The sequence below is a fragment of the Acidisoma cellulosilyticum genome, from assembly GCF_020621385.1.
Lineage (GTDB): Bacteria > Pseudomonadota > Alphaproteobacteria > Acetobacterales > Acetobacteraceae > Acidisoma > Acidisoma cellulosilyticum.
Genome location: NZ_JAESVA010000015.1, coordinates 27,000 through 46,184 on the forward strand (window position 1 = coordinate 27,000; position 19,185 = coordinate 46,184).

Genomic DNA, 19,185 nt, shown 5'->3' on the forward strand with positions numbered 1-19,185 from the left:
ATGGCCGACTTACACATCACGGGGCTGCGCAAAGCCTTCGACAACACACCTATCCTGCGGGAACTGACATTGTCCGTTGCGCGCGGAAACCTGGTTGCCGTGCTCGGTGCCTCGGGCAGTGGCAAGACGACGCTGCTGCGGCTCATCTGCGGTTTCGAGCGGGCGGATGCCGGAACTATTTCGATCGACGGTGCTCCCGTCTGTGGCCCTGGCCTCCATCTCCGGCCTGAGCAGCGGCATATTGGCTATGTCGCGCAGGAAGGCGCGCTGTTCCCCCATCTGTCCGTCGCCGCGAACATCACATTCGGTCTGCCCTGGCGGCAGAGACGGGTGCGGAGCAGGGTGGCTGAATTGTTGGCCCTGGTCGGATTGCCGGAAGCCTATGCCGATCGAGCGCCATACCAACTCTCCGGCGGCGAGCAGCAGCGCGTGGCGCTCGCCCGCGCCTTGGCACCGTCACCCGCGCTCGTCCTTCTGGATGAGCCTTTCTCGGCGCTTGACGAGGCTTTGCGGCTTGAGACGAGGCAAGCCGTCACGCGTGCTCTCACCAAAGCCGGTGCCACAACACTGTTGGTGACGCATGACCAGAGCGAAGCCTTGTCAATGGCCAATGCGGTTGCCGCACTGCGTGCCGGAGAACTTGTTCAAGTTGCCGACCCGCGAACTCTGTATCAGCAACCTGCTGATGCCGAACTGGCCAAGTTCTTGGGGAAGGCCGTGATGGTGCCGGGGCAAGCGATGGGGGATTGCGCCATCACTCCATTTGGGAAGCTGCCTTTGGCTGGGTCCCCTGAGACAGGGCCGGTGCAAATTCTGATCCGCCCAGAACAGATCTGCTTGGTACCGTCGGGGGAGGGTTACCAGGTCTCGGTCCGTACTGTGACCTTCCACGGCAGTTTTTGTAGGGTCACCTTGCAGGCAACAGAAAATTCAATCCCGATCGAAGCGCTCGTTCCTGGCCACTCGGCTCCTATATTGGGAACTATAGTCGCGGTTCGAGTCGAAGGGACTGTGATGGCATATTCACATTTGTTCTAGGCTGCGCCGGGTCCGGCGCTTGCCAAACCAGTGTGCTGTATCTTTTACATTTTTCTCGTTGACCATCGGCCTCTCCCACAATCTATCGACCATGATCATTGGGCGCGTCGGCCAAGGCTTTACCGGTGGCGCACTCATCCCTGCCGCACAGACCACTATCCGCACCCGGCTGCCCGCCCGGCAAATGCCACGCGGCATGTCCATCTTCGGGCTGATTCAGGATCAGAGCCAAAAAGCTTCTCGCGTTGCGTTAATCAACGGGAAAGTGACGCATTATCTGAGCGATTTCAACGCTATGCACGCGTATCAAGGCCCTCTGTCGGACCAAGGCTCACCCCTTTTTACCTTGGAAAAGCCAGCTAAATCAGGTGACCGAGAAGGCCGAAGGCCTCTTCGATATATTGCGCCAGCGGACGTGCCGCGTTGTCCTGCCGCCAGTTGTCTTTGGCGAAACGTAGCGTGCCCATAGCCATCTTGGCGGCAAGACGTAGAGCAGGCCGCTGCGTCTGATCGGGCCACAAATCGTAAAAGGCCTCGGCCAGAACCTCCTCCAACTGAACGTGAAGCGCTTCTTTGCTTAGCCGAAGCGTTTCCGTTGATCGCAGGATGCGGTCCGCAAGAATGGACTCCTTGCTCTCGTATCTTGAGGCAAGGGCGAGGAAAGTCTTCCGAGCGGCGTTGATCGGTGATTGATCCGGCGACTGCTTGAGCACGGTAGACCGCAAAACATGCGGTATGCCGCCGCTCTCATGTGCCAGCAAAACATCTTCTTTCGACTTTAGATAATAGAAAAAAGTCCGCCGCGATATGCCCGCTGCCGCCGCGATCGCATCGAGCGTGGTCGCCTCATAGCCATATTCGATGAAGAGCTTCAGACCAGCTTCTGCGATCCGGTCAAGCGTCAACCGGCGTTTACGCTCGCGCAGACCGACCGGGGTTTTCTCGACGCTATTCATACGAACCATTCTGACTGCGGGAAAGGGGCTTGCCAAGTTTACACTCAGTGCGATATGCATAATTACACTGAGTGCAATTTAACAGGAGGCAGTTCACTATGACCTCGACAAAGGTTTGGTTCGTCACGGGTGCATCGCGAGGGTTTGGCCTTGTCTGGACGGAGGCGGCGTTGAAGCGAGGTGACAGGGTCGTGGCAACCGCGCGAAATCCGGCAGCGCTCGGTGACCTAGTGACGGCCTATGGCGATGCGGTCCTTGCCCTGCCGCTGGACGTGACGGATCGGGATGCCGTGTTCACGGCAGTCGATCAAGCGCGCCAGCATTTCGGGCGCCTCGACGTCATCCTGAGCAACGCTGGTTATGGCTACATGGGCGCCATCGAGGAGTTGGAGCCCGCGCAAGCCAAAGCGAGCTTTGACACGAATGTCTTTGGGACGATGTGGGTTCTTCAGGCAGCGCTGCCGATTTTGCGGGCGCAAGCCAGTGGTCACATTCTGACGGTGTCGAGCGTCGGGGGCGTGATCGGTTTCCCGACAGGGGGCACTTACCCCGCAACCAAATTTGCAGTCGAGGCCTTGTCGGAAGCGCTGGCCGCCGAAGTGGCCGCATTCGGTATCAAAGTCACGATCATTGAACCGGGCCACTTTGCCACTGGTTTTCGCGCAGCCGTGCAAACGCCGCCGGCAATCGACGTCTATAATCCCATTCGCCAGGCCATTCGCGCGTCATTCAAACCCGAGGATTTTGGCGATCCGCTGGCTACCTCTGCCGCGATCTTCGAAGCCGTGGACGCGAATGATCCGCCGCTTCGCTTGGTGCTGGGTTCGACAACAATTGCGAAATTCAAGGCGGTATATGAGGCGCGGCTCACCAACTGGCACAAATGGGAAGCCATATCGAACCTAGCTCAGGGCAAAGCATACATGTGAAGCGACGCATGTGATCCTGCGCCAGGCTTCTGTCCTTTGGCCCTTCGCTGAGCAATCTGGATCCCACGGCGCATCGACCACTGCGTCATCGCGCCAGCTTTTCAAGATTTCGGTTCGACGCCAATGCTCGAATGAGATGGACTGAAGATGAAACTGCTCCTTTTGGGCGCTACAGGGTTGGTGGGAAGCAGGGCGTTGAAGCTCGCGCTTTCTAACGACACCTTTTTGGAGGTGATTGCGCCAACACGGAGGGTGCTGCCACAGAGCGAGAAGTTGGTAAATCCAGTCAACTCAAGCCTTGAGGAGCTTGCTCCGATTTTAAAATCGTACAAACTGGACGCGGTCATATGCGCGTTAGGAACGACCCAAGTAAAAGCAGGGTCGAAGGAAGCATTTCGCCATGTCGACTACGAACTTCCTATTTTATTTGGCCAGGCCGCGCGCGCTGTCGGCGTAGAGACATATGCGGTTGTCACCGCCATGGGGGCATCCTCAGCGTCCAAGAGCTTCTACTACCGAACAAAAGGTGAGGTTGAAAAGGCCATCCAGGACATCGGGTTCCGATCGCTTACGATTTGCAGGCCCAGCATCATCGGTGGAGAGAGAAATGAAGCGCGGGCAATAGAGACAGCAGTGCTGACGCTGGCACGGCTCTTGGCTCCGATCCTGCCGAAGAAGTTCCATGTCAATCCAGCGGATGTCATTGCTGCTGCGTTGCTCGACGCGGTCGTCGTTCCAAAATTGGGCTGTCATTGGATTTACGCTGACGAGATGAACTGAAATCTGGCAATATCCATCGCAAATTTCTTCGGAGCCGCGGGCGCCAGCGCGACGCCGCTTCGTTTGAGCAGCAATTCATAAGTCGAACCAAAACGGACCATAATCATGACCCTTTCACCAAAAGCACTTTTGACGGCGGCCATGATCTGCGTCGTATCGTCGCCTTCCGCTTTTGCTGCCGACACCTACGCCCTTGACCCGGCTCATACACAAACGATCTTCACGATCAACCATCTTGGTTTTTCAACCATTACCGGGTCCATTCGTGATCTTAGGGGAACCCTGATACTCGACTCAATGAAGCCAGAGGATAGCGCGATCGATGTTTCCATGGCTGCGAACAGTGTCGATACCGGCTTCGCCGCTCGAGACAAGGTTCTCCAGGGGCCGATGTTTTTCAATATAGCGCAGTTTCCAACGATGACCTTCAAAAGCACACATATTAAGAAAACCGGTCCCAAAACCGCAGACATCCAGGGTGATTTCACGCTTCTAGGGGTTACCAAGCCTCTGGTCCTCAAAACGACGTTTAATCGTATGGCGCAGGATAAGATTGGCACGAATGTTTTTAAGGTAGGTTTCACAGCCACAACTGTGATCAAGCGTTCCGAGTTCGGCATGAATGCCTATGTCCCATATGTTGGCGACATTGTTCACGTGACAATCAATTTTGAGGGTATCAAGCAATAAGTTGCTAGAAGAACTGCTTCCGTGCGATCGTTGGCAGTCACCGGTTGAATATCATAGCTATGAGATTGCGCTGAGAAAAACCCCGACTTTCCTAATGGGACAGCCGTACGTCCGAACCATGGAAGATTGGTAAGGCAAGGACTTCAAGTGAGGAAGACAGGTTCGATTATCAGAAAATTGGATTGGTGTTGTGCCTCAATTTTCTGACAGTGCAACCTCACCGGCTAGAGGCATCCTGCTCGCTTACGCTCACAGATACCGTTCTCGATTATTGTTTTTACGAACATCTTCACCCGGCCAGATGATTCCATCTGACCGGAATCTGCTCTAGGTCCGACTAACGTTGGGTGCGCTGACGTGGGAACAAGCGGCGCGCTGTATCCAAGCCAGTGCAAAGACCGCACCTGAAGTTGATCGATGCTGAAGCAGGCGTGTGCTTGGCGGTCTTGCTGCCAACCTCTGTCGCCCCAATCTGCCGTCGTGATTGAAATTTTGACAAAGCGGAGCAAAGACGATGCCTACAAACGCACAGATCGACGTTAAGGCCGGCGAAAAGCCGACACCCGGCGAGAAATTCATCATCCAGCTTCAGGAAAATAGCGAAATGCTGGGGCTGCTTGATGACGGCCGCACCTTTCGCTTTAAGACGCCGTCCGCGACGGAGCGGGACTATCAGCAGGAAAACAAAAGCCTTGTCGTCATCGGCCTCGATCTGGACGACGCTGATAGCCGCGAGGAACGGTTGGTCGGTATGCTCAGCTATCGCGCCTGATCATTTTCGATGAGGTCGATCCGGTAAAGCGCGTGACGCCGTTGCGCGGCGATGAATAGGGGCGCTGCGGACAAAAACCGCTCTGCGGCCAAGTCGCCGGGCTGCGGCAACTCGTCGGCGCCGAGCCAGTTCACGAGGATAACGCGCCCGCCCGGTGCTAGGCATTTCAAAACACATGCGGCCAAGGCATCGATTTCTGACGCCGGTAGGAAGTAAAGCACCTCTGACAGGACAATCAGGTCGAACTGCCCTGCGGGCCATTGATCTGGAACCCGCATGCACTCAAACCGGGTGGCGGGGATCGCCGCGCAATTGGCGCGTGCTTCCTTCAAGGGATGTTCCGAAATATCGAGGCCGAGAAAGCTGTCGCAGAGCGGGGCGAGGCAAGTTGACAGGATGCCGATGGAGCAGCCGACTTCCAGGCCATTTCGATATCTGCGGTCGCTGATTATACTTATGGTTTCTGCATATTTAGCCCGCTCATAATCGCTGCTGCGAAATCGCCACGGGTCGGGGTCGCTTGCGTATAGGTTGTCGAAATAAGCGCGGTCGTACGATGGATCGGTCATGGGATGAGAAACGTCTCATAGGGGCGTTCGAAAACGGACAGCAGATGGCCGGGTAGCGTAAAGCCATCCGGTGAATCTGTGATCAAGCCGCCATATTGCGTGGCGTGGGCGCGGATGGCCTTTTGCTTCAGTGGCATTTCCTGGCCGATTGCCAAACGAAATCCCTGTCCGGGGGCTGGGCAATCACAGGTATCGGCCAAGGTCCATCCCCAGACAGGATAGCTCATCAAAGGAAGTCTCAATCTGCGGGTCAATACCTCCGCGATGGTGGCAGCTGCCTCATGGTCGCAATGCGGGTCCTGTCCCCAGGCACAGAGCACGAGGTTGCAACCAGTCCGGTCGCACAAATCGGTCAGGCGGGCGAGGATGTTTTCCGCCTCCTGCCCGGATAAGGGGAGGGAGCTGTCTTCAGCGCCAATCCAGCACAGGCTGTTTTCCGGCAGGCCGAGAACCATCAATGCCTTGAGGGCTTCCTGCTTGCGAACGGCGGCGAGGCGTGACGGCGGATAGGTAACGGAGCCCGGATGAGACCGGCTGCCGTCTGTCAGAATAGCGACCTGCGTCGGAATAGCGGCTGCAGCGCATTGGGCCAAAAAGCCGCCGCAGCCCAGGCTTTCGTCATCAGGGTGTGGCGCCAATATCAACGGCGTCCGCCCACCCAGCAAAGTCTCAAGATCAACCAAGGGCAGCTTTTCCCAAGCGGCCCGGACCTCGCGCATCAGCATGGGCGATCCCCCGCAGCCGGCAAGGCATGGGACAGGAAGTATCCTGCGGCATTGTGCAAGACTTCGTCGGCGGCCGGTTGGCGCAGATAGGTCTGCAGATCTCGTGTCAGCCGCTCCACCGGATTGTCGCTCAGGAAGGCCGAGAGACCGAGAGAGCGATGGACGAGTTCAATCCCGTCCAGGCAAGCGCGCTCCACCGCCAGCCGGGCCAGACCGACAGTCGCCACGATTTCATCCGGGTGGGCTTCCAGATTTTCCGCCATCACGGCGGCACGATGCAGCCACAAGCGGCCGGTTTCATGTGCCATTAGCACCTGTCCGAAGCGCGCGCGTTGATGCGGATCATCGGCGCGGCCGCGCGCCTTCAACTGGTCGCGTAACAGAGCGGTCAATCGGAACAGTCCGCCGAGGGCGACGGCGGAACTGCGCCAGGCACCGGCCGAAAAATCGGGCTCCCTCAAATAGTCGCCTGGCTGGCCGATCATGGTCTCGACGGGTAGAATCCGGCCGCTGAAATCAACCTGCCCGGTGACGGCCGCCTTCATCCCGGCGAGGCCAGCGGGTAAGGGGGATATCCGTTCAGACCCGTCCAGCCGCAGAAGCAGCAGCCGCTGGTCCTGGCAGGCCGGGTCGAAGGCCGTGACCACAGCCCAGCCGATATGCCCGGCACCCGAGCAGAACATTTTGCCACCCGTCAGGCGCAGGGACGCGCTATCCTGCTGCATCGTCAGACCGGCGACCCCCGGCGGGTCGGTCACCCAGAGCCCGAATACCCCGCCGCTCTGCACCCCGTCCGCCGCTGCCGCCATCTGCCCAGGGTTGCCGTAGCGGGCGATGATGCGAAGCGCGTTGACATGTGCTTCCACCAGTCGGCCGAGCGGCAAGCTGATGCGTCCGAGACTGTGGAGCATCAAAAAGGTCTTGATCCCGCGTCCGGGCTCGGTGCCCAAGCCCAGGCCACCGAAGGCCGTGGGTAGGGATGCGCGCATTACCCCGATATCCGCCAGACAGTCCATCGCCGCCCCAGGGAAGATGGCCTGGTCAGCAACCGGCAGTCCGGTTTCTGCAAGAGTTTCAAGAGCAAGGCAAAGATCCGGCGCATTCGTCATTCGGCGAGAACCGTCATATCATCGTGAGTTATTTCCAAATTGCTGATGATCGGCCGATCAGAGTGCCGTAGCAGGTGCAGGATGGGCGCCGCCTCCCTGATAGCATGCGGCAGAGACGCCATCGCGATGGGCTTGCGTCGAAGCACGGGGCTCGCCGCCTCGATCTCAGCCCAGGCAGCACCGAACCAGGGACTAAGCATGAAGGCTTGGATCTGCGAAACCGGAAGCCGCAGGGCAGAGGCAAGAGACCGGCAATCCGAGGGCAAGGTCCAGACGTCCCGCGCGGCCCGTCGCAGCTGCGCCCGGCGAAGGGCCGCTTGGGGCGCTTCCAGCCGGTCATCCGCCCATTTGTCCTGCTGGATGATGCGGCGGGCGATCGTCTCTGCCATGCCGCCGGGCGCGCGGCCTAGGCGCCGGCCCGATACCGTGACGATGATCCCGTTGTCATGCCTGATCTTGCAGTCTCGCCCTTCAAGCTTTGCGATAAATTCACGATCTTCGCTTTGGCTTACATGCGGCACTCCACCGACTGCGGCATAGACGGCTGACCGCACCGCGATGCTGGCGCCGGACCGGTGCGTGTGGCGCGGCCAGGAATCCCATATCCGGGGATCAATCCAATGATCGATCTCATCCAGCAATGCCTTGTACTTTGTCTCGTTGAGATCGTCGTCAATGAGATGGGCAGGGATCAGGGCCTCGTCCGCAGGGTCGATCGCGGCCATGCCGCATACGGCATCATAACCTGAGCGAAGCCAGCCAAGATTGCGCGCCACCCAATCTTCAGGAACCCGTCCATCGGCATCCGTCGTCAGAATGGCGCCTTGGCTTCCGGCGATATCGGCTGCGTATTCCATTGCCAATCGTCGCGCGGTTCCGGCATTCGCCTGCGCCGGCGACAGCGTCACTTCCTTCACATGAAGGCGACCACCGGTGCTGCCAAAGCTTCGCGCAATCTCTGCCGTGCGGTCCGTCGCGTTATTGACGAGAAGCACGATGTCATCAGCCAATTCGCTTTGGTGCGCTAATGCACAAAGACAGGCGCCGATCAGGTCGGCTTCGTCCTTCGCCGGAATAGCCACGACGGTTTTTGGATTCTTGCTGCGGGGAAAATTCAAAATACACCACCGGCCGGATCAGAATGCAGAAATGTGCGCAGCGCAGCGCAGCGGCAAGACCGGAAACGAATAGTCGAAAATCACATTATTGCCGATTGAGACGAACACTTTGTCGAATGTGCGGTAGTGCTCGTTTCAGCTTTTTTGCACCTGCAGCGAGATACGACCCATCGCCGGAAGTCGTGATTGGAAAATCCCCGTTTGACGCCATCTTCCGCATAGGCGCCTGACCATGTCGGGCAGACAATTCCTCAGCAGGAAATCTCAGCAATGGCATCCATGAACGTCAGCGAATTCGTTTGGAACCGTCTCGGCGAGTGGGGCCTGAAGCGCGTCTATGGCTATCCCGGCGACGGCGTCGGCGGCCTGGATGTCGCGCTCGAAAAAGCCAAGGACAAGATGGACTATGTGCAGGTTCGGCACGAGGAAATGGCGGCGTTCATGGCTTCCGCTCACGCCAAGTTCACCGGTGAGGTCGGACTTTGCTATGCGACATCCGGGCCCGGCGCCATTCATCTGCTCAACGGGCTTTACGACGCCAAGATGGATCACGTGCCTGTCGTCGCGATCGTCGGCCAGCAGGCGCGCATGGGGCTTGGTGCAAGCTATCAACAGGAAGTTGATCTGCAAAACCTGTTCAAGGATGTGGCCGGTGAGTTCGTCATGCAGGCGAGCTTGCCCGGGCAGGTCCGCCACCTGATCGACCGCGCTGTCCGCATCGCGAGCGCGCGGCGGGTAGTGACCTGCGTGATCCTGCCGAATGACTTGCAGTTGATGCCCTATCAGGACCCGCCGAACGCCCATGGTGCCACCCATACCGGTGTCGGCTACGCCGGCCCGGCCAAGCTGCCTGACGATGCCGTGCTGCGACAGGCCGCGGCCGTCCTGAATGCAGGCAAAAAGGTCGCCATGCTGGTGGGGGCAGGTGCGCTACAGGCGACGGATGAGGTCATCGCCATCGCCGACAAGTTGCAGGCCGGCTGCGCCAAGGCCCTGCTCGGCAAGGCTGCGCTGCCGGACGATCTGCCCTGGGTCACGGGTTCGCTGGGTCTTCTCGGCACCAAACCGTCCTGGGACCTCATGAAGGACTGCGATACCTTCCTGATGATCGGGTCGTCCTTCCCCTACAGCGAATTTCTGCCGAAGCCTGGCAGCGCGCGCGGCGTGCAGATCGACATGGATCCCGGTGCGCTCAGCCTGCGCTATCCGATGGAGGTCAGCATGGTGGGCGATAGCGCGGTCACCCTGCGCGCTTTGCTGCCGCTGCTGCAGCAAAAGACGGATACATCCTGGCGCGGGACGGTCGAAAAAGGGCTGCAATCCTGGTGGAAGACGCTGGAGGAGCGCGCCATGCAGAACGCCGAGCCGCTCAATCCGCAGCGCGTCTTCTGGGAGTTGTCGCCGCGCCTGCCGGAAAACGCAATCATCACGGCGGACAGCGGATCGGTCGCCAATTGGTATGCGCGCGATCTGAAAATCCGCCGCGGCATGAAGGCATCGCTCTCGGGAGGGCTCGCGTCCTTGGGCGCCGGCACACCCTATGCGGTCGCCGGCAAAATGGCCTATCCGGACCGGACTGTGATTGCCTGCATGGGGGACGGCGCCATGCAGATGAACGGTCTCAATGTCATGATCACCATCAGCAAATACTGGAAACAATGGTCCAACCCCAGGCTCATCGTTCTGGTGCTGAACAATCGCGACCTCAATCAGGTGACTTGGGAGGAGCGGGTTCAATTGGGCGCCGGCAAGACCGAGAGCACGCAGAGCATTCCCGATTTTCCTTATCACAAATATGCGGAACTTCTTGGCTTGAAAGGCATCTTCGTCGATCACCCGGACAAGGTGGGGGCCGCCTGGGACGAAGCGCTGGCGGCCGATCGTCCGGTGATACTGGAAGCCTATACCGATCCCAATGTGCCGCCTTTGCCGCCGCATATTACGCTCAAGGATGCGCGCAATTTCATGACGTCCCTGTTCGATGAGCCGGAGCGCTCCAGCGTCATCATCAATAGCGCGAAGGAACTGCTGGCGGGCGTCTTACCCGGCCACAAGAGCTGATCGGTGCTGAGTAGTTTGCCAATTCGGGCGGTATCGGCACGCGCCTATTCCGTGCCGACAGACGTGCCCGAAGCAGACGGGACCTTTGCCTGGACCAAGACGACGTTGTGCTTGTCGAAGTTCAGGCCGGCGGCAAGACAAACTGCGCCTGAAAATCGATGTGCCTGGCGAACAGGCAATGATCCACTCCATTCGATCTGTCGGGTTTGTTTTAAAAGTGGATAAGCCCCCATCCGGCGAGATGCCGGAGGGGATGAACTGCCGTTCGGTCCGGCGAGCAAACACCGCTGATTTGGCCCTGTCGATGATTATCCGACAGGGCAAATTTGAAGTAAAAGACTGAAAGAAATGCAATATGTTTTAGATGTATTTGGTTGATGTCTTAATAATGCATCATGGCCGAGAGGTGAGGCGGCATACGCCCATGGGCGAGCTGAATATCGTCAGGCCCCAGCAGATGTCCTTGCGATAAAATCCAAGGCTCACGGCCAAGGGATAATCCGCTCGACAGAATTCGCATGGCTTCGTTGACGGCGGTCTGGATATCCAGGTGGTAGGTTGGAGTCGAAGACGGCGATCCCATCCTGAAAGCGGTCTCCGTCGGTGTCTGGCCGCGTTCTACCCATATTAAGATAGCGGACCCATTATTTGTATTGGCGATCATCTTAGCCTCCCTCGGATAGCGCGATCGGTCGTCTGCGCCATTGGCTCAGATAGGCTGGAGAAGAGCGATATCCATATCCGCATCAGGAATTTTTGCGGAAATTTTAGGGCGCTTGTTCGCCTAGCCGGTATGCGCGTCTCCCGATTGTGCAGAAGTGGACAAAGACTGGAGCGTTGACCGCCGCCGACATGTCGTCACAGATGCCGGTCCAATGGGCGTCCAAGGACCGAGGCCAGACCGAAATTTGAGGAAGCGACCTATCTGCAAATCAGGGCTTCGCGTTCCTTGTCGAGGCTGGTAGCAGAGGTGATCAGTCCTGTGAGCCTCGTCGGCAGACCTGTCTGGAAAGCAACATGCCTCTCGTCAAGAAAGCCGTCCTGGATAAACCAAAAGCGCCGGCCGCTCGGACCGCAGAGGCGGCGGTGCCGCGCGCGTCACGAAGGGCATCTGTGCCGTCTGCGAAGCCGGGCGCTACGACCGTCAGAACGGCTGCCGACCGGATTGCTGCGGCGACCCAGGAGTTGGCGAGCGGCCTTACCGAGGCCGCCGCCGCCGCCGCCGAGTTGCAACGCAGCATGGATCAGATTTCGGCAGGGGCGGAGGAGGCAGCCGGCGCCGCGCACGAATCGCTCGGCCTGATTGCGTCTCTCGGGTCTGCCTTCACGGCGGCACGGGAGCGGGCTGAGGTCACGCGCCGGCAATCCGAGCAGCTGCACATCGGTTTTGGGGAAACCATCGTGCAGATCGAGGCATCGATCGCAGCGATCGAGCTGAATGCGGGTCGGCAGACGGACAGCGCCGACATCATCGCTTCCCTGGAAGACCAGGCGCGCGGGATCGACAGCATCACGCGCACCGTCACGGATATCTCGGACCAGACCAGCCTTCTGGCGTTGAATGCGGCGATCGAGGCTGCCCGCGCCGGAGATCATGGGCGGGGCTTTTCCATCGTCGCGGACGAGGTTCGGGCGCTCGCGGAAACTTCGGAAGCCAGTGCCGCCACGCTGCAGGAACTGGCTGGTGACGTGGGCGGCACGGTCCGCCAGATCGCTCAGCGCATACGGACGGCGGCAGATCAGGCGGTGGCTGAAACCAAAGCGGGCCGCGTGCTGGTCGGCGATTTGTCGGAGGCGCGCAAGGACCTGGCTTTGATCGGGAATGGTGCCCAATCCATTCTATCGGCGGCGATGGAGGCCGAGACTGCAGCGCGTGAGGCGGAGAAAGGGGCCGAGCAGGTCGCGAGTGCGGCGGAGGAGCAGTCCGCTGCCGCGTCCGAGGCCCAGCAGGGCATCTTGCAGCAGAGCACATCGCTCGACGAAAGCCAGCGGACCGCCGAAATGTTGTCGGCGATCGCCGAGCGGTTGGAGGGCGACAAAAAAGCCGCCGCCGGCGAACAGATAGCGGCTGCGGCCGACGAGCTATCGGCGACTGTGCAGGAACTCTCGGGTGCGTCCGCCCAGATTCTCGTGGCGGTCGAGCAGATCAGCCGTGGCGCCCAGATCCAGGCATCCGCAACCCTGCAGGCCAACGCTGCCATGGGGCAGATCGAGAAATCGGCCGGCATCGCGCAGAGCCAGGCTCAGGAGGCTGTCCAGCGGACCGGTGCCTTGACCACGGCGCTTCAGGCCGGCCGAGGCACGACGACTGGCCTCGTTCGTGGTGTCGAAGGCGCTTTGAATGAGACGCGGGGCGTTCTCGGCCTCATGATCAAGCTGTCCGGCACAGCGCGGCGGATGGAAAAGATCGTCAACGGGCTCGCTTTGGTCGCCGTGCAGACGACTATGCTGGCCGTCAGCGGCTCGATTGAAGCGACCCGTGCGGGAGACGCGGGCCAGGGTTTTGCGACAGTGGCCTCCGATATTCGCAAGCTTGCTGTGGGGGCAGCGGAGAATGTCGAAAGGGCGACGGATGTCGTGCGGGAGATTCAAGATCAAATCGGCGACCTTCGCCGCGATCTGGAGCAGATCGCGGCGGCGGCGGCGGTCGAGGCGGCCCGCAACCATAGTGTGGTGGCAAGGCTCGATGGCATCGTCGATGACCTGGCCGTGCTGACGACGGGTAGCGACGTCATCCTCGGTCATGCCCGAACCATTTTGTCGGCGACCCGCGAGGTAAGGAGCGGTACGGAGCAGATCGCAAGTGCTGCTGAACAGGCCGCCGCCGCGGCCCGGCAGGCCGCGACGGCGGCCAGTCAGCAGGCGCAGGGCGCGGAGGAGCTTGCTGCGGCGATCGAGGAGATTGCCTCGCTCGCCGGTGCGCTATCCGGTCCATGACGCATCAGCTTGTCTTCGACCTCGGAGGGGACCGCTTCGCGCTGCCGCCCGATAGCGTGGGCGAGGTTTTGACCCTCGGTCGAACGACCCGCGTGCCGCATGCGCCTCCCGCTTTGATCGGCCTTGGCAATGTCCGGGGCGTGGTAGTGCCGATGGTCTCGATGGCCCTGCTGCTTGGCCGGCCGCGCGGCGTGGAGCGCGGCGTCATTGTCCTGAGCGAAGGACAGCCGGTCGGTCTTGTCGTCGAGACCTTGCCCCGGTTGATGGAGGGCGAGCAGGCCGGCGTGCGGACCTTGGATGTTGCGGCCTTGCTTGAGAAGCATTTCGCCAAGCCTGCCAATGCGTCCCGACAGCGCTCCGCCTCGCCGAGACCTCGGACCGATCAGCAGGTAGCGGCGGTCAGACGCGAGACGAAAGCGATTCTTGTGCTGGCCTTGGCGCGCCAGAGTTTCGGCTTTCTTTTGGCCGAGGTGGATGAGGTCATCGCCTTTCCGAAGACCATCGCCTTGGCACCCGGCTTGGATGGCGCGGTCGTCGGCTCGATGGTCCATCGCGATGGAATTCTGCCGCTATTGTCTTTGCGGGGGCTTTTGAACCTGGACGGGCTGGCGCCCGCCAAACCTTGCGTTGTCATCCTGACGATCGAGGGCCGGCGCGTCGGTCTGGTCGTCGATGCGGTGACCGATATCGCGCAGGCCGCTGCGCAGAGCATCGATCCCTTGCCGGTCATCCTGACCCGCAACAGGGCCGAGGCAAAGATCCAGGCTATTTTCCGCCGCGACGACGGCAGCCTTGTCTCTCTTCTCTCGACCGACCATGTGCTGAGCGGGACGGCCATGGACCGGCTGCGGGACGAAACGGTGATTGCGGCCAGCGAGGGAGCGAGTGGTATGGCGGCCGAGGCTGTAGAGCAGGTTCTGGTCTTTCGCCTGGGTGACGAAACCTTCGCTCTGCCGGTCAGCGCCGTGCGCGAGGTGGTGGCCTTGCCGGGCCGGCTGACGCGCTTGCCCCGAGCCCCCGCCTTCGTGGAGGGCGTGATGAATCTCCGTGGCCGCGCCATTCCCGTGATCGACCAGCGTCGCCGTTTCGAGGTCGCGGGAGAAGCGAAGGGCCGCCGCAGGGTGATCATAACAGCGGTCGGCGCGCTTGAGGCGGGTTTCGTGGTGGATGCGGTGTCGGAGGTTTTGCGCATTCCATTGGCTCAGCTTCGGCCGGCGCCTGAGATGGGAGAAGGTGCCCGGATCTTCGACCGTGTGGCTAGTCCGAAGGATGACGGTCAAATCATGCTGGTGATCGAGCCTCAGGCTTTGCTTGATCGCGCCGAACGCGATCTTTTGGCCGGCATGAGCAGCAAGGGCGCGCTGTCATCGCCGTGATCCGTTTACTGATCGTTGACGATTCTCCGCTCATGCGGCGGCTCCTCGTCGGGATCTTCGCGATGGAGGATTTCGTTGTCGAAACCGCGCGTGACGGTATTGAGGCAATCGAGAAACTGCATCAGTTTCGGCCCGACGTCGTAACGCTCGATATCAACATGCCTGTGCTCGACGGGCTTGCCTGTCTTGACCGCATCATGCTGGAGCGGCCCTGTCCCGTGGTCATGGTCTCTTCCCTCACCGAAGAAGGGGCGGCCGAGACATTGGACGCCTTGGCGATGGGGGCGGTCGATTTTGTGCCGAAGCCGAGGGGCCCCTTGTCTCTCGCGATCGATCAGATCGCCCCCCTGCTGCTTGACCGTGTGCGGGCCGCGTCGACCGCAAAATTGTCGCAGACAAGGCGGCTGGCTGAGCGGGTGCGCCTGCGAGCGTCCGGCATGCCTGCGGTCAGCCGGCGGCCAAACATTGCAGCGATATCGCCGATGCGGTCGCAGCCGCTGCCGGCCGGCGACCGGCTGGTGCTGGTCGGCAGTTCCACCGGCGGCCCGGCTGCTCTGGAAACGGTCCTGACCGCGCTTCCGGGTGATTTTCCCTGGCCGATCGTCATTGCCCAGCACATGCCGGAAAGCTTCACCGGGCCGCTGGCCCGGCGCCTCAACGGATTATGCGCGCTGGAAATCGAGGAAGTGTCGCGCCCCGTCACCCTCTCGCCCGGCCACGCCTATATCGGGCGCGGTGACGCGGATCTGATCGTGACGCGTTGGGCTGGCGAGTTGCGCGCGATGGCGGCGCCGAAAGACCCGGCGCGGCCATGGCACCCGAGTACTGACCGGTTGGTCGAAACTGCCATGGCGAACGTATCGCCCGATCGACTGGTCGGTGTGCTGATGACAGGCATGGGCAATGACGGTGCGGAGACCTTGACGCGACTGCATCACCTTGGCGGCGTGACGATCGCGGAGGCTGAGGAGAGTGCCGTTGTCTGGGGCATGCCCGGCTCGCTTGTTCGCATGGGCGGGGCAGGCAGGGTTGTGCCCCTCTCCTATATCGCTACCGAATTGAAAATCATGGCCCGCACAGAATGAGCGGCGCCAATCCCGTTCGCCCCATTCTGACGGCAGCTGAATTGCGACGTGTCGGCGAATTGCTCTATCGCGCGACGGGCATGACCTTCGGGGAAAACAAACGCTATTATATCGAGCGCCGCGTGGCAGAGCGGGTGGCGAAGACCGGGCTCGGCAATACGGCCGCCTATCTTCTGGCGCTCCCCGCCTTGGCCGGCGAGATGGAAATGCTGGTCAATGCCTTCACAGTAAACGAGACCTATTTTTACCGCGAAGAGCATCAACTCAAGGCGCTGGGCCGGGCGATGCTGCCCGGGATCGTCAGAAACCGCAGGCCGGGCGATCTGGTACGCATCTGGTCGCTGCCTTGCTCAAGTGGGGAGGAGCCTTATTCCGTCGCCATCTGGTTGCTCGAAAACTGGCCGATGGTGGACGCCTGGCATATCGAGATCATCGGTTCCGATATCGATACGACGGCCTTGACCCAGGCCAAGGCCGGCCGCTACGGGGAGCGTGCGCTGTCGCGTCTGCCGCCTGCGGTCCGTGATCGCTACTTCGTGCCGCTGAGCGGGTTGGAATGGGAAATCGTCGACGACCTCAAGGAATCGGTCGAGTTTCGCCCGGTCAATCTGATCGATCCGATGAGCATGGTGCGGCAAGGCCGTTTTGACGTCATTTTCTGCCGTAACTTGCTGATTTATTTCGATGACCGTTCCCGCCGCGCGGCTGCGGATCTTCTGTTCGATAGCCTCAACCCTGGCGGCTATCTGTGTCTTGGCCACACCGAATCCATGGCCCGCATCAGCGACCGATTCGAACTCGTTCGCCTTGACGACGCCATCGTCTATCGTCGGCCGTGATGGACGAACTTCTAACCCAATTCCTGATCGAAGGCCGGGAACTTGTCACGGATGCGCAAGCCCATCTCCATGCGCTGCTTCGCGATCCGGCCGATAGTGCGAGGATCGACGGCGCCTTCCGGGCCTTCCACACGCTGAAGGGATCGGTCGCATTGTTCGACATGGCTCCGGCCAGTCGGGTTCTTCATGCGGGCGAGGGTCTGCTGGATCAGGCCCGTGCTGGAAAAGTGCCATTGTCCAAGGAATCCGCAATCATCCTGATCGACTGTATCGATCATGTCGATCGCTGGATCGACGCGCTGGAGGTCGATGGCCATCTGCCTTCCGCCGCCGATTCTCTGGCCGAGCAGCTTCTCAGTCGTCTGAGGGGCGACAATACCGCCGTCGCGAGCGGCTCTGCCGAACCTGCGCCGCCCGTCTGGCTCGATGAGTTTCTGGCTGCTGCCGCAGCCATCATCGAAACGACCGACAGGCCGCTCACCGCGTTTCGCTATCAGCCTGACGTCGGGTGTTTCTTTCGGGGTGACGACCCTTTGCGAACGGCTGCCTCTGTGCCTGATATGCTCGCCATGCGCGTCCTGCCAAGATCGGACTGGCCGGATTTCAGCGACCTCGCGCCCTTTGACTGCATGATCCTCATCGAAGGCATCACCACGGCTCCGCTCAACGCCGTTCATGACGCCCTGCGCATGGTGGGCGACCAGGTCGATATTCAGCCCTTGCCGGCGCGGCGGCGCGCGCGAGGGGCGGCCGGGCAATCTATCAGGATCGACGCGGCCAGGATCGACGCTCTGGCCGAGGATGTCGGCGAATTGGCGCGGTTCGGGCACGAACTCGCCCATGCGGCGGATGCGGTTGCCCGGATCGATGCCGCTCTCGGTACGCGGATGCATCAGCTTCAGGCGGAGTTTGAACGTGGTCTCGGCGCGCTTCATCGCGATGTGACGGCGGCACGCAGGGTGGCGCTCGGGCCGATCCTGCGTCGCCTCCCGCGTCTTGTACGGGAATTGGGCTCCGAACTGGGGCGCCAGGTGGTTTTCACGATCGAGGGAGACATGACCGAGGTCGATAAGACTGTCGGTGACATGCTCTACGAGCCGCTTCTTCATCTCGTGCGGAATGCGATCGATCACGGCATCGAGCCTCCTGATCGCCGGCAGGCGCTGGGCAAGGCCGGTTCCGGGCGCATTAGTCTTTTGGCCCGGCGCCTGGGCGATACTGTGGTCATCGCTTTGTCCGATGATGGTGCCGGAATCGACCCTGACAGAATTCGCACAATGGCCATCGCAAAGGCGATTCTGCCGCCGGAGGCCGTGATGGCTCTTGCGGACCGGGATGCGCTGCAACTGGTCTTCTCCCCGGGCTTTTCCACGGCCGACAAGGTGACGCAGATTTCCGGCCGCGGCGTCGGGCTGGACGCGGTCAAATCGGCGGTCGAGGCCGTCGGCGGCCATGTCGCGATAGAGAGCATGCAGGGCAGGGGCACGACGACGACGCTGACTTTGCCGCTGAGCGCCATCACGACCCGTCTGCTGCTCGTGCATATCGGTGGAGATGGCTATGGCGTGCCGTTCCACAGGATCATCGAAACCGTCCGGGTCCAACCTGACCGCATCCGGCCGATCGGTGACGGCCTTGCCCTCGTTTATCGCGGCCGCACCATTCCGGTGGTGGGACTGGCACCTTTGCTCTCGGCCGTATCGCAAACCGAAGGTGACGCCTGCCTGCTGATCGTCGAGGCGGAAGGGGAGCCTTTGGCCCTTGCGGTCGATGCCTTCGGCAGGCAGATCGAGGCAATGATCCGTCCGTCCGGCCGCCTGCTTGCGGGATTGCCGGCAATCACCGGGACGGCTGTTCTGGGGGATGGGCAGGTTTTGCTGGTGCTCGATCCCGCGAGACTCGTCGCATGAGCGTGATTGTCGAGGTAAACCGCATTCGTTTGACTGGCCGATGCGGTGTGGAGGACGCGGAAGCTCTACTGACCGCACTTCAGGCCAACCCGGCTTACGCGATCGACCTTGCCGATTGCAGGACGCTGCACACTTCTATTGTCCAGGTTCTTCTGGTCAGCCGGAGCAAGATCATCGCCGAGCCGGTCGAATTGGCCCTTCGCCGCTGGCTCTTGCCTCTGCTCGCGTCCGGGGGGCAAGCTTTCGAGCTTTTGCCCGATGGGATAGGATTTTCTGTACCTTAGCTTTGGC

General features: G+C 60.7%; 18 protein-coding genes. 12 read left to right on the top strand and 6 right to left on the bottom strand.

Annotated elements, in window-relative coordinates; translation table 11 throughout:
* Positions 1–1,038 (top strand): ABC transporter ATP-binding protein, encoded by a 1,038-nt coding sequence (locus ACELLULO517_RS25655; protein ID WP_227310317.1) that lies wholly within the window; start codon positions 1–3, stop codon positions 1,036–1,038.
* Between the two features lie 359 nt (positions 1,039–1,397).
* Here ACELLULO517_RS25655 and ACELLULO517_RS25660 read toward each other — a convergent pair whose 3' ends face one another.
* A complete protein-coding gene (locus ACELLULO517_RS25660; protein WP_227310318.1) occupies positions 1,398–1,994 on the bottom strand; it encodes a TetR/AcrR family transcriptional regulator in 597 nt (198 codons plus the stop codon).
* A 98-nt stretch (positions 1,995–2,092) separates the two neighbouring features.
* On the opposite strand from ACELLULO517_RS25660, the gene ACELLULO517_RS25665 reads away from it, so the two are divergent.
* From ACELLULO517_RS25665 to ACELLULO517_RS25680, 4 genes are all read left to right on the top strand, one after another.
* Positions 2,093–2,923, top strand: coding sequence for an SDR family NAD(P)-dependent oxidoreductase (locus ACELLULO517_RS25665; protein WP_227310320.1), 831 nt, complete (start codon positions 2,093–2,095; stop codon positions 2,921–2,923).
* A 147-nt stretch (positions 2,924–3,070) separates the two neighbouring features.
* Positions 3,071–3,703, top strand: coding sequence for an NAD(P)H-binding protein (locus ACELLULO517_RS25670; protein WP_227310321.1), 633 nt, complete (start codon positions 3,071–3,073; stop codon positions 3,701–3,703).
* A 105-nt stretch (positions 3,704–3,808) separates the two neighbouring features.
* Positions 3,809–4,393: a YceI family protein gene (locus ACELLULO517_RS25675; protein WP_227310322.1), complete on the top strand. Its 585-nt coding sequence runs from the start codon at positions 3,809–3,811 to the stop codon at positions 4,391–4,393.
* 514 nt (positions 4,394–4,907) lie between these two features.
* A complete protein-coding gene (locus tag ACELLULO517_RS25680; RefSeq protein ID WP_227310324.1) occupies positions 4,908–5,165 on the top strand; it encodes a hypothetical protein in 258 nt (85 codons plus the stop codon).
* Here ACELLULO517_RS25680 and ACELLULO517_RS25685 read toward each other — a convergent pair.
* From ACELLULO517_RS25685 to ACELLULO517_RS25700, 4 genes are read right to left on the bottom strand one after another with little or no spacing between them, the layout of a single operon-like run.
* Positions 5,153–5,734, bottom strand: a complete 582-nt coding sequence (locus ACELLULO517_RS25685; protein WP_227310325.1) for a class I SAM-dependent DNA methyltransferase — start codon at positions 5,732–5,734, stop codon at positions 5,153–5,155. The genes ACELLULO517_RS25680 and ACELLULO517_RS25685 overlap by 13 nt on opposite strands.
* Positions 5,731–6,459 carry a PIG-L deacetylase family protein gene (locus tag ACELLULO517_RS25690; RefSeq protein WP_227310326.1) on the bottom strand — a complete coding sequence of 243 codons (729 nt, stop codon included), beginning with the start codon at positions 6,457–6,459 and terminating at the stop codon, positions 5,731–5,733. Before ACELLULO517_RS25690 ends, ACELLULO517_RS25685 begins: the two co-directional genes overlap by 4 nt.
* The gene (locus tag ACELLULO517_RS25695) at positions 6,453–7,568 is read right to left on the bottom strand and encodes an acyl-CoA dehydrogenase family protein (protein WP_227310328.1); all 1,116 of its coding nucleotides are present in this window, start codon (positions 7,566–7,568) and stop codon (positions 6,453–6,455) included. The genes ACELLULO517_RS25690 and ACELLULO517_RS25695 overlap by 7 nt, the downstream gene beginning before the upstream one ends.
* On the bottom strand, positions 7,565–8,686 hold the full coding sequence (locus ACELLULO517_RS25700) for a glycosyltransferase (protein WP_227310329.1): 1,122 nt from the start codon (positions 8,684–8,686) through the stop codon (positions 7,565–7,567). Before ACELLULO517_RS25700 ends, ACELLULO517_RS25695 begins: the two co-directional genes overlap by 4 nt.
* Before the next feature lie 279 nt (positions 8,687–8,965).
* On the opposite strand from ACELLULO517_RS25700, the gene ACELLULO517_RS25705 reads away from it, so the two are divergent.
* Positions 8,966–10,747, top strand: coding sequence for a thiamine pyrophosphate-requiring protein (locus ACELLULO517_RS25705; protein ID WP_227310406.1), 1,782 nt, complete (start codon positions 8,966–8,968; stop codon positions 10,745–10,747).
* A 382-nt stretch (positions 10,748–11,129) separates the two neighbouring features.
* On the opposite strand, the gene ACELLULO517_RS25710 is transcribed toward ACELLULO517_RS25705, so the two are convergent.
* A complete protein-coding gene (locus ACELLULO517_RS25710) occupies positions 11,130–11,411 on the bottom strand; it encodes a hypothetical protein (protein ID WP_227310331.1) in 282 nt (93 codons plus the stop codon).
* Positions 11,412–11,860: 449 nt separating this feature from the next.
* Here ACELLULO517_RS25710 and ACELLULO517_RS25715 point away from each other — a divergent pair, with 449 nt between their 5' ends.
* The 6 genes from ACELLULO517_RS25715 to ACELLULO517_RS25740 are packed head-to-tail and all read left to right on the top strand — an operon-like array spanning position 11,861 to position 19,178.
* Positions 11,861–13,684 (top strand): methyl-accepting chemotaxis protein, encoded by a 1,824-nt coding sequence (locus tag ACELLULO517_RS25715; protein WP_227310332.1) that lies wholly within the window; start codon positions 11,861–11,863, stop codon positions 13,682–13,684.
* The gene (locus ACELLULO517_RS25720; RefSeq protein ID WP_227310334.1) at positions 13,681–15,060 is read left to right on the top strand and encodes a chemotaxis protein CheW; all 1,380 of its coding nucleotides are present in this window, start codon (positions 13,681–13,683) and stop codon (positions 15,058–15,060) included. Before ACELLULO517_RS25715 ends, ACELLULO517_RS25720 begins: the two co-directional genes overlap by 4 nt.
* Positions 15,057–16,145, top strand: coding sequence for a chemotaxis-specific protein-glutamate methyltransferase CheB (gene cheB / locus ACELLULO517_RS25725; RefSeq protein ID WP_227310335.1), 1,089 nt, complete (start codon positions 15,057–15,059; stop codon positions 16,143–16,145). The genes ACELLULO517_RS25720 and cheB overlap by 4 nt, the downstream gene beginning before the upstream one ends.
* The gene (locus ACELLULO517_RS25730) at positions 16,142–16,984 is read left to right on the top strand and encodes a CheR family methyltransferase (protein WP_227310336.1); all 843 of its coding nucleotides are present in this window, start codon (positions 16,142–16,144) and stop codon (positions 16,982–16,984) included. The genes cheB and ACELLULO517_RS25730 overlap by 4 nt, the downstream gene beginning before the upstream one ends.
* Positions 16,984–18,894, top strand: a complete 1,911-nt coding sequence (locus ACELLULO517_RS25735; protein ID WP_227310338.1) for a chemotaxis protein CheA — start codon at positions 16,984–16,986, stop codon at positions 18,892–18,894. Before ACELLULO517_RS25730 ends, ACELLULO517_RS25735 begins: the two co-directional genes overlap by 1 nt.
* Complete coding sequence (locus ACELLULO517_RS25740; protein WP_227310340.1) at positions 18,891–19,178, top strand: hypothetical protein; 288 nt, start codon at positions 18,891–18,893, stop codon at positions 19,176–19,178. Before ACELLULO517_RS25735 ends, ACELLULO517_RS25740 begins: the two co-directional genes overlap by 4 nt.
* Positions 19,179–19,185: the final 7 nt, after the last annotated feature.

Coding starts and splice junctions, on each gene's coding strand:
- ACELLULO517_RS25655 (WP_227310317.1), top strand. CDS start 1: ATGGCCGACTTACACATCACGGGGCTGCGCAAAGCCTTCGACAACACA.
- ACELLULO517_RS25660 (WP_227310318.1), bottom strand. CDS start 1,994: ATGAATAGCGTCGAGAAAACCCCGGTCGGTCTGCGCGAGCGTAAACGC.
- ACELLULO517_RS25665 (WP_227310320.1), top strand. CDS start 2,093: ATGACCTCGACAAAGGTTTGGTTCGTCACGGGTGCATCGCGAGGGTTT.
- ACELLULO517_RS25670 (WP_227310321.1), top strand. CDS start 3,071: ATGAAACTGCTCCTTTTGGGCGCTACAGGGTTGGTGGGAAGCAGGGCG.
- ACELLULO517_RS25675 (WP_227310322.1), top strand. CDS start 3,809: ATGACCCTTTCACCAAAAGCACTTTTGACGGCGGCCATGATCTGCGTC.
- ACELLULO517_RS25680 (WP_227310324.1), top strand. CDS start 4,908: ATGCCTACAAACGCACAGATCGACGTTAAGGCCGGCGAAAAGCCGACA.
- ACELLULO517_RS25685 (WP_227310325.1), bottom strand. CDS start 5,734: ATGACCGATCCATCGTACGACCGCGCTTATTTCGACAACCTATACGCA.
- ACELLULO517_RS25690 (WP_227310326.1), bottom strand. CDS start 6,459: ATGCTGATGCGCGAGGTCCGGGCCGCTTGGGAAAAGCTGCCCTTGGTT.
- ACELLULO517_RS25695 (WP_227310328.1), bottom strand. CDS start 7,568: ATGACGAATGCGCCGGATCTTTGCCTTGCTCTTGAAACTCTTGCAGAA.
- ACELLULO517_RS25705 (WP_227310406.1), top strand. CDS start 8,966: ATGAACGTCAGCGAATTCGTTTGGAACCGTCTCGGCGAGTGGGGCCTG.
- ACELLULO517_RS25710 (WP_227310331.1), bottom strand. CDS start 11,411: ATGATCGCCAATACAAATAATGGGTCCGCTATCTTAATATGGGTAGAA.
- ACELLULO517_RS25720 (WP_227310334.1), top strand. CDS start 13,681: ATGACGCATCAGCTTGTCTTCGACCTCGGAGGGGACCGCTTCGCGCTG.
- ACELLULO517_RS25730 (WP_227310336.1), top strand. CDS start 16,142: ATGAGCGGCGCCAATCCCGTTCGCCCCATTCTGACGGCAGCTGAATTG.
- ACELLULO517_RS25735 (WP_227310338.1), top strand. CDS start 16,984: ATGGACGAACTTCTAACCCAATTCCTGATCGAAGGCCGGGAACTTGTC.
- ACELLULO517_RS25740 (WP_227310340.1), top strand. CDS start 18,891: ATGAGCGTGATTGTCGAGGTAAACCGCATTCGTTTGACTGGCCGATGC.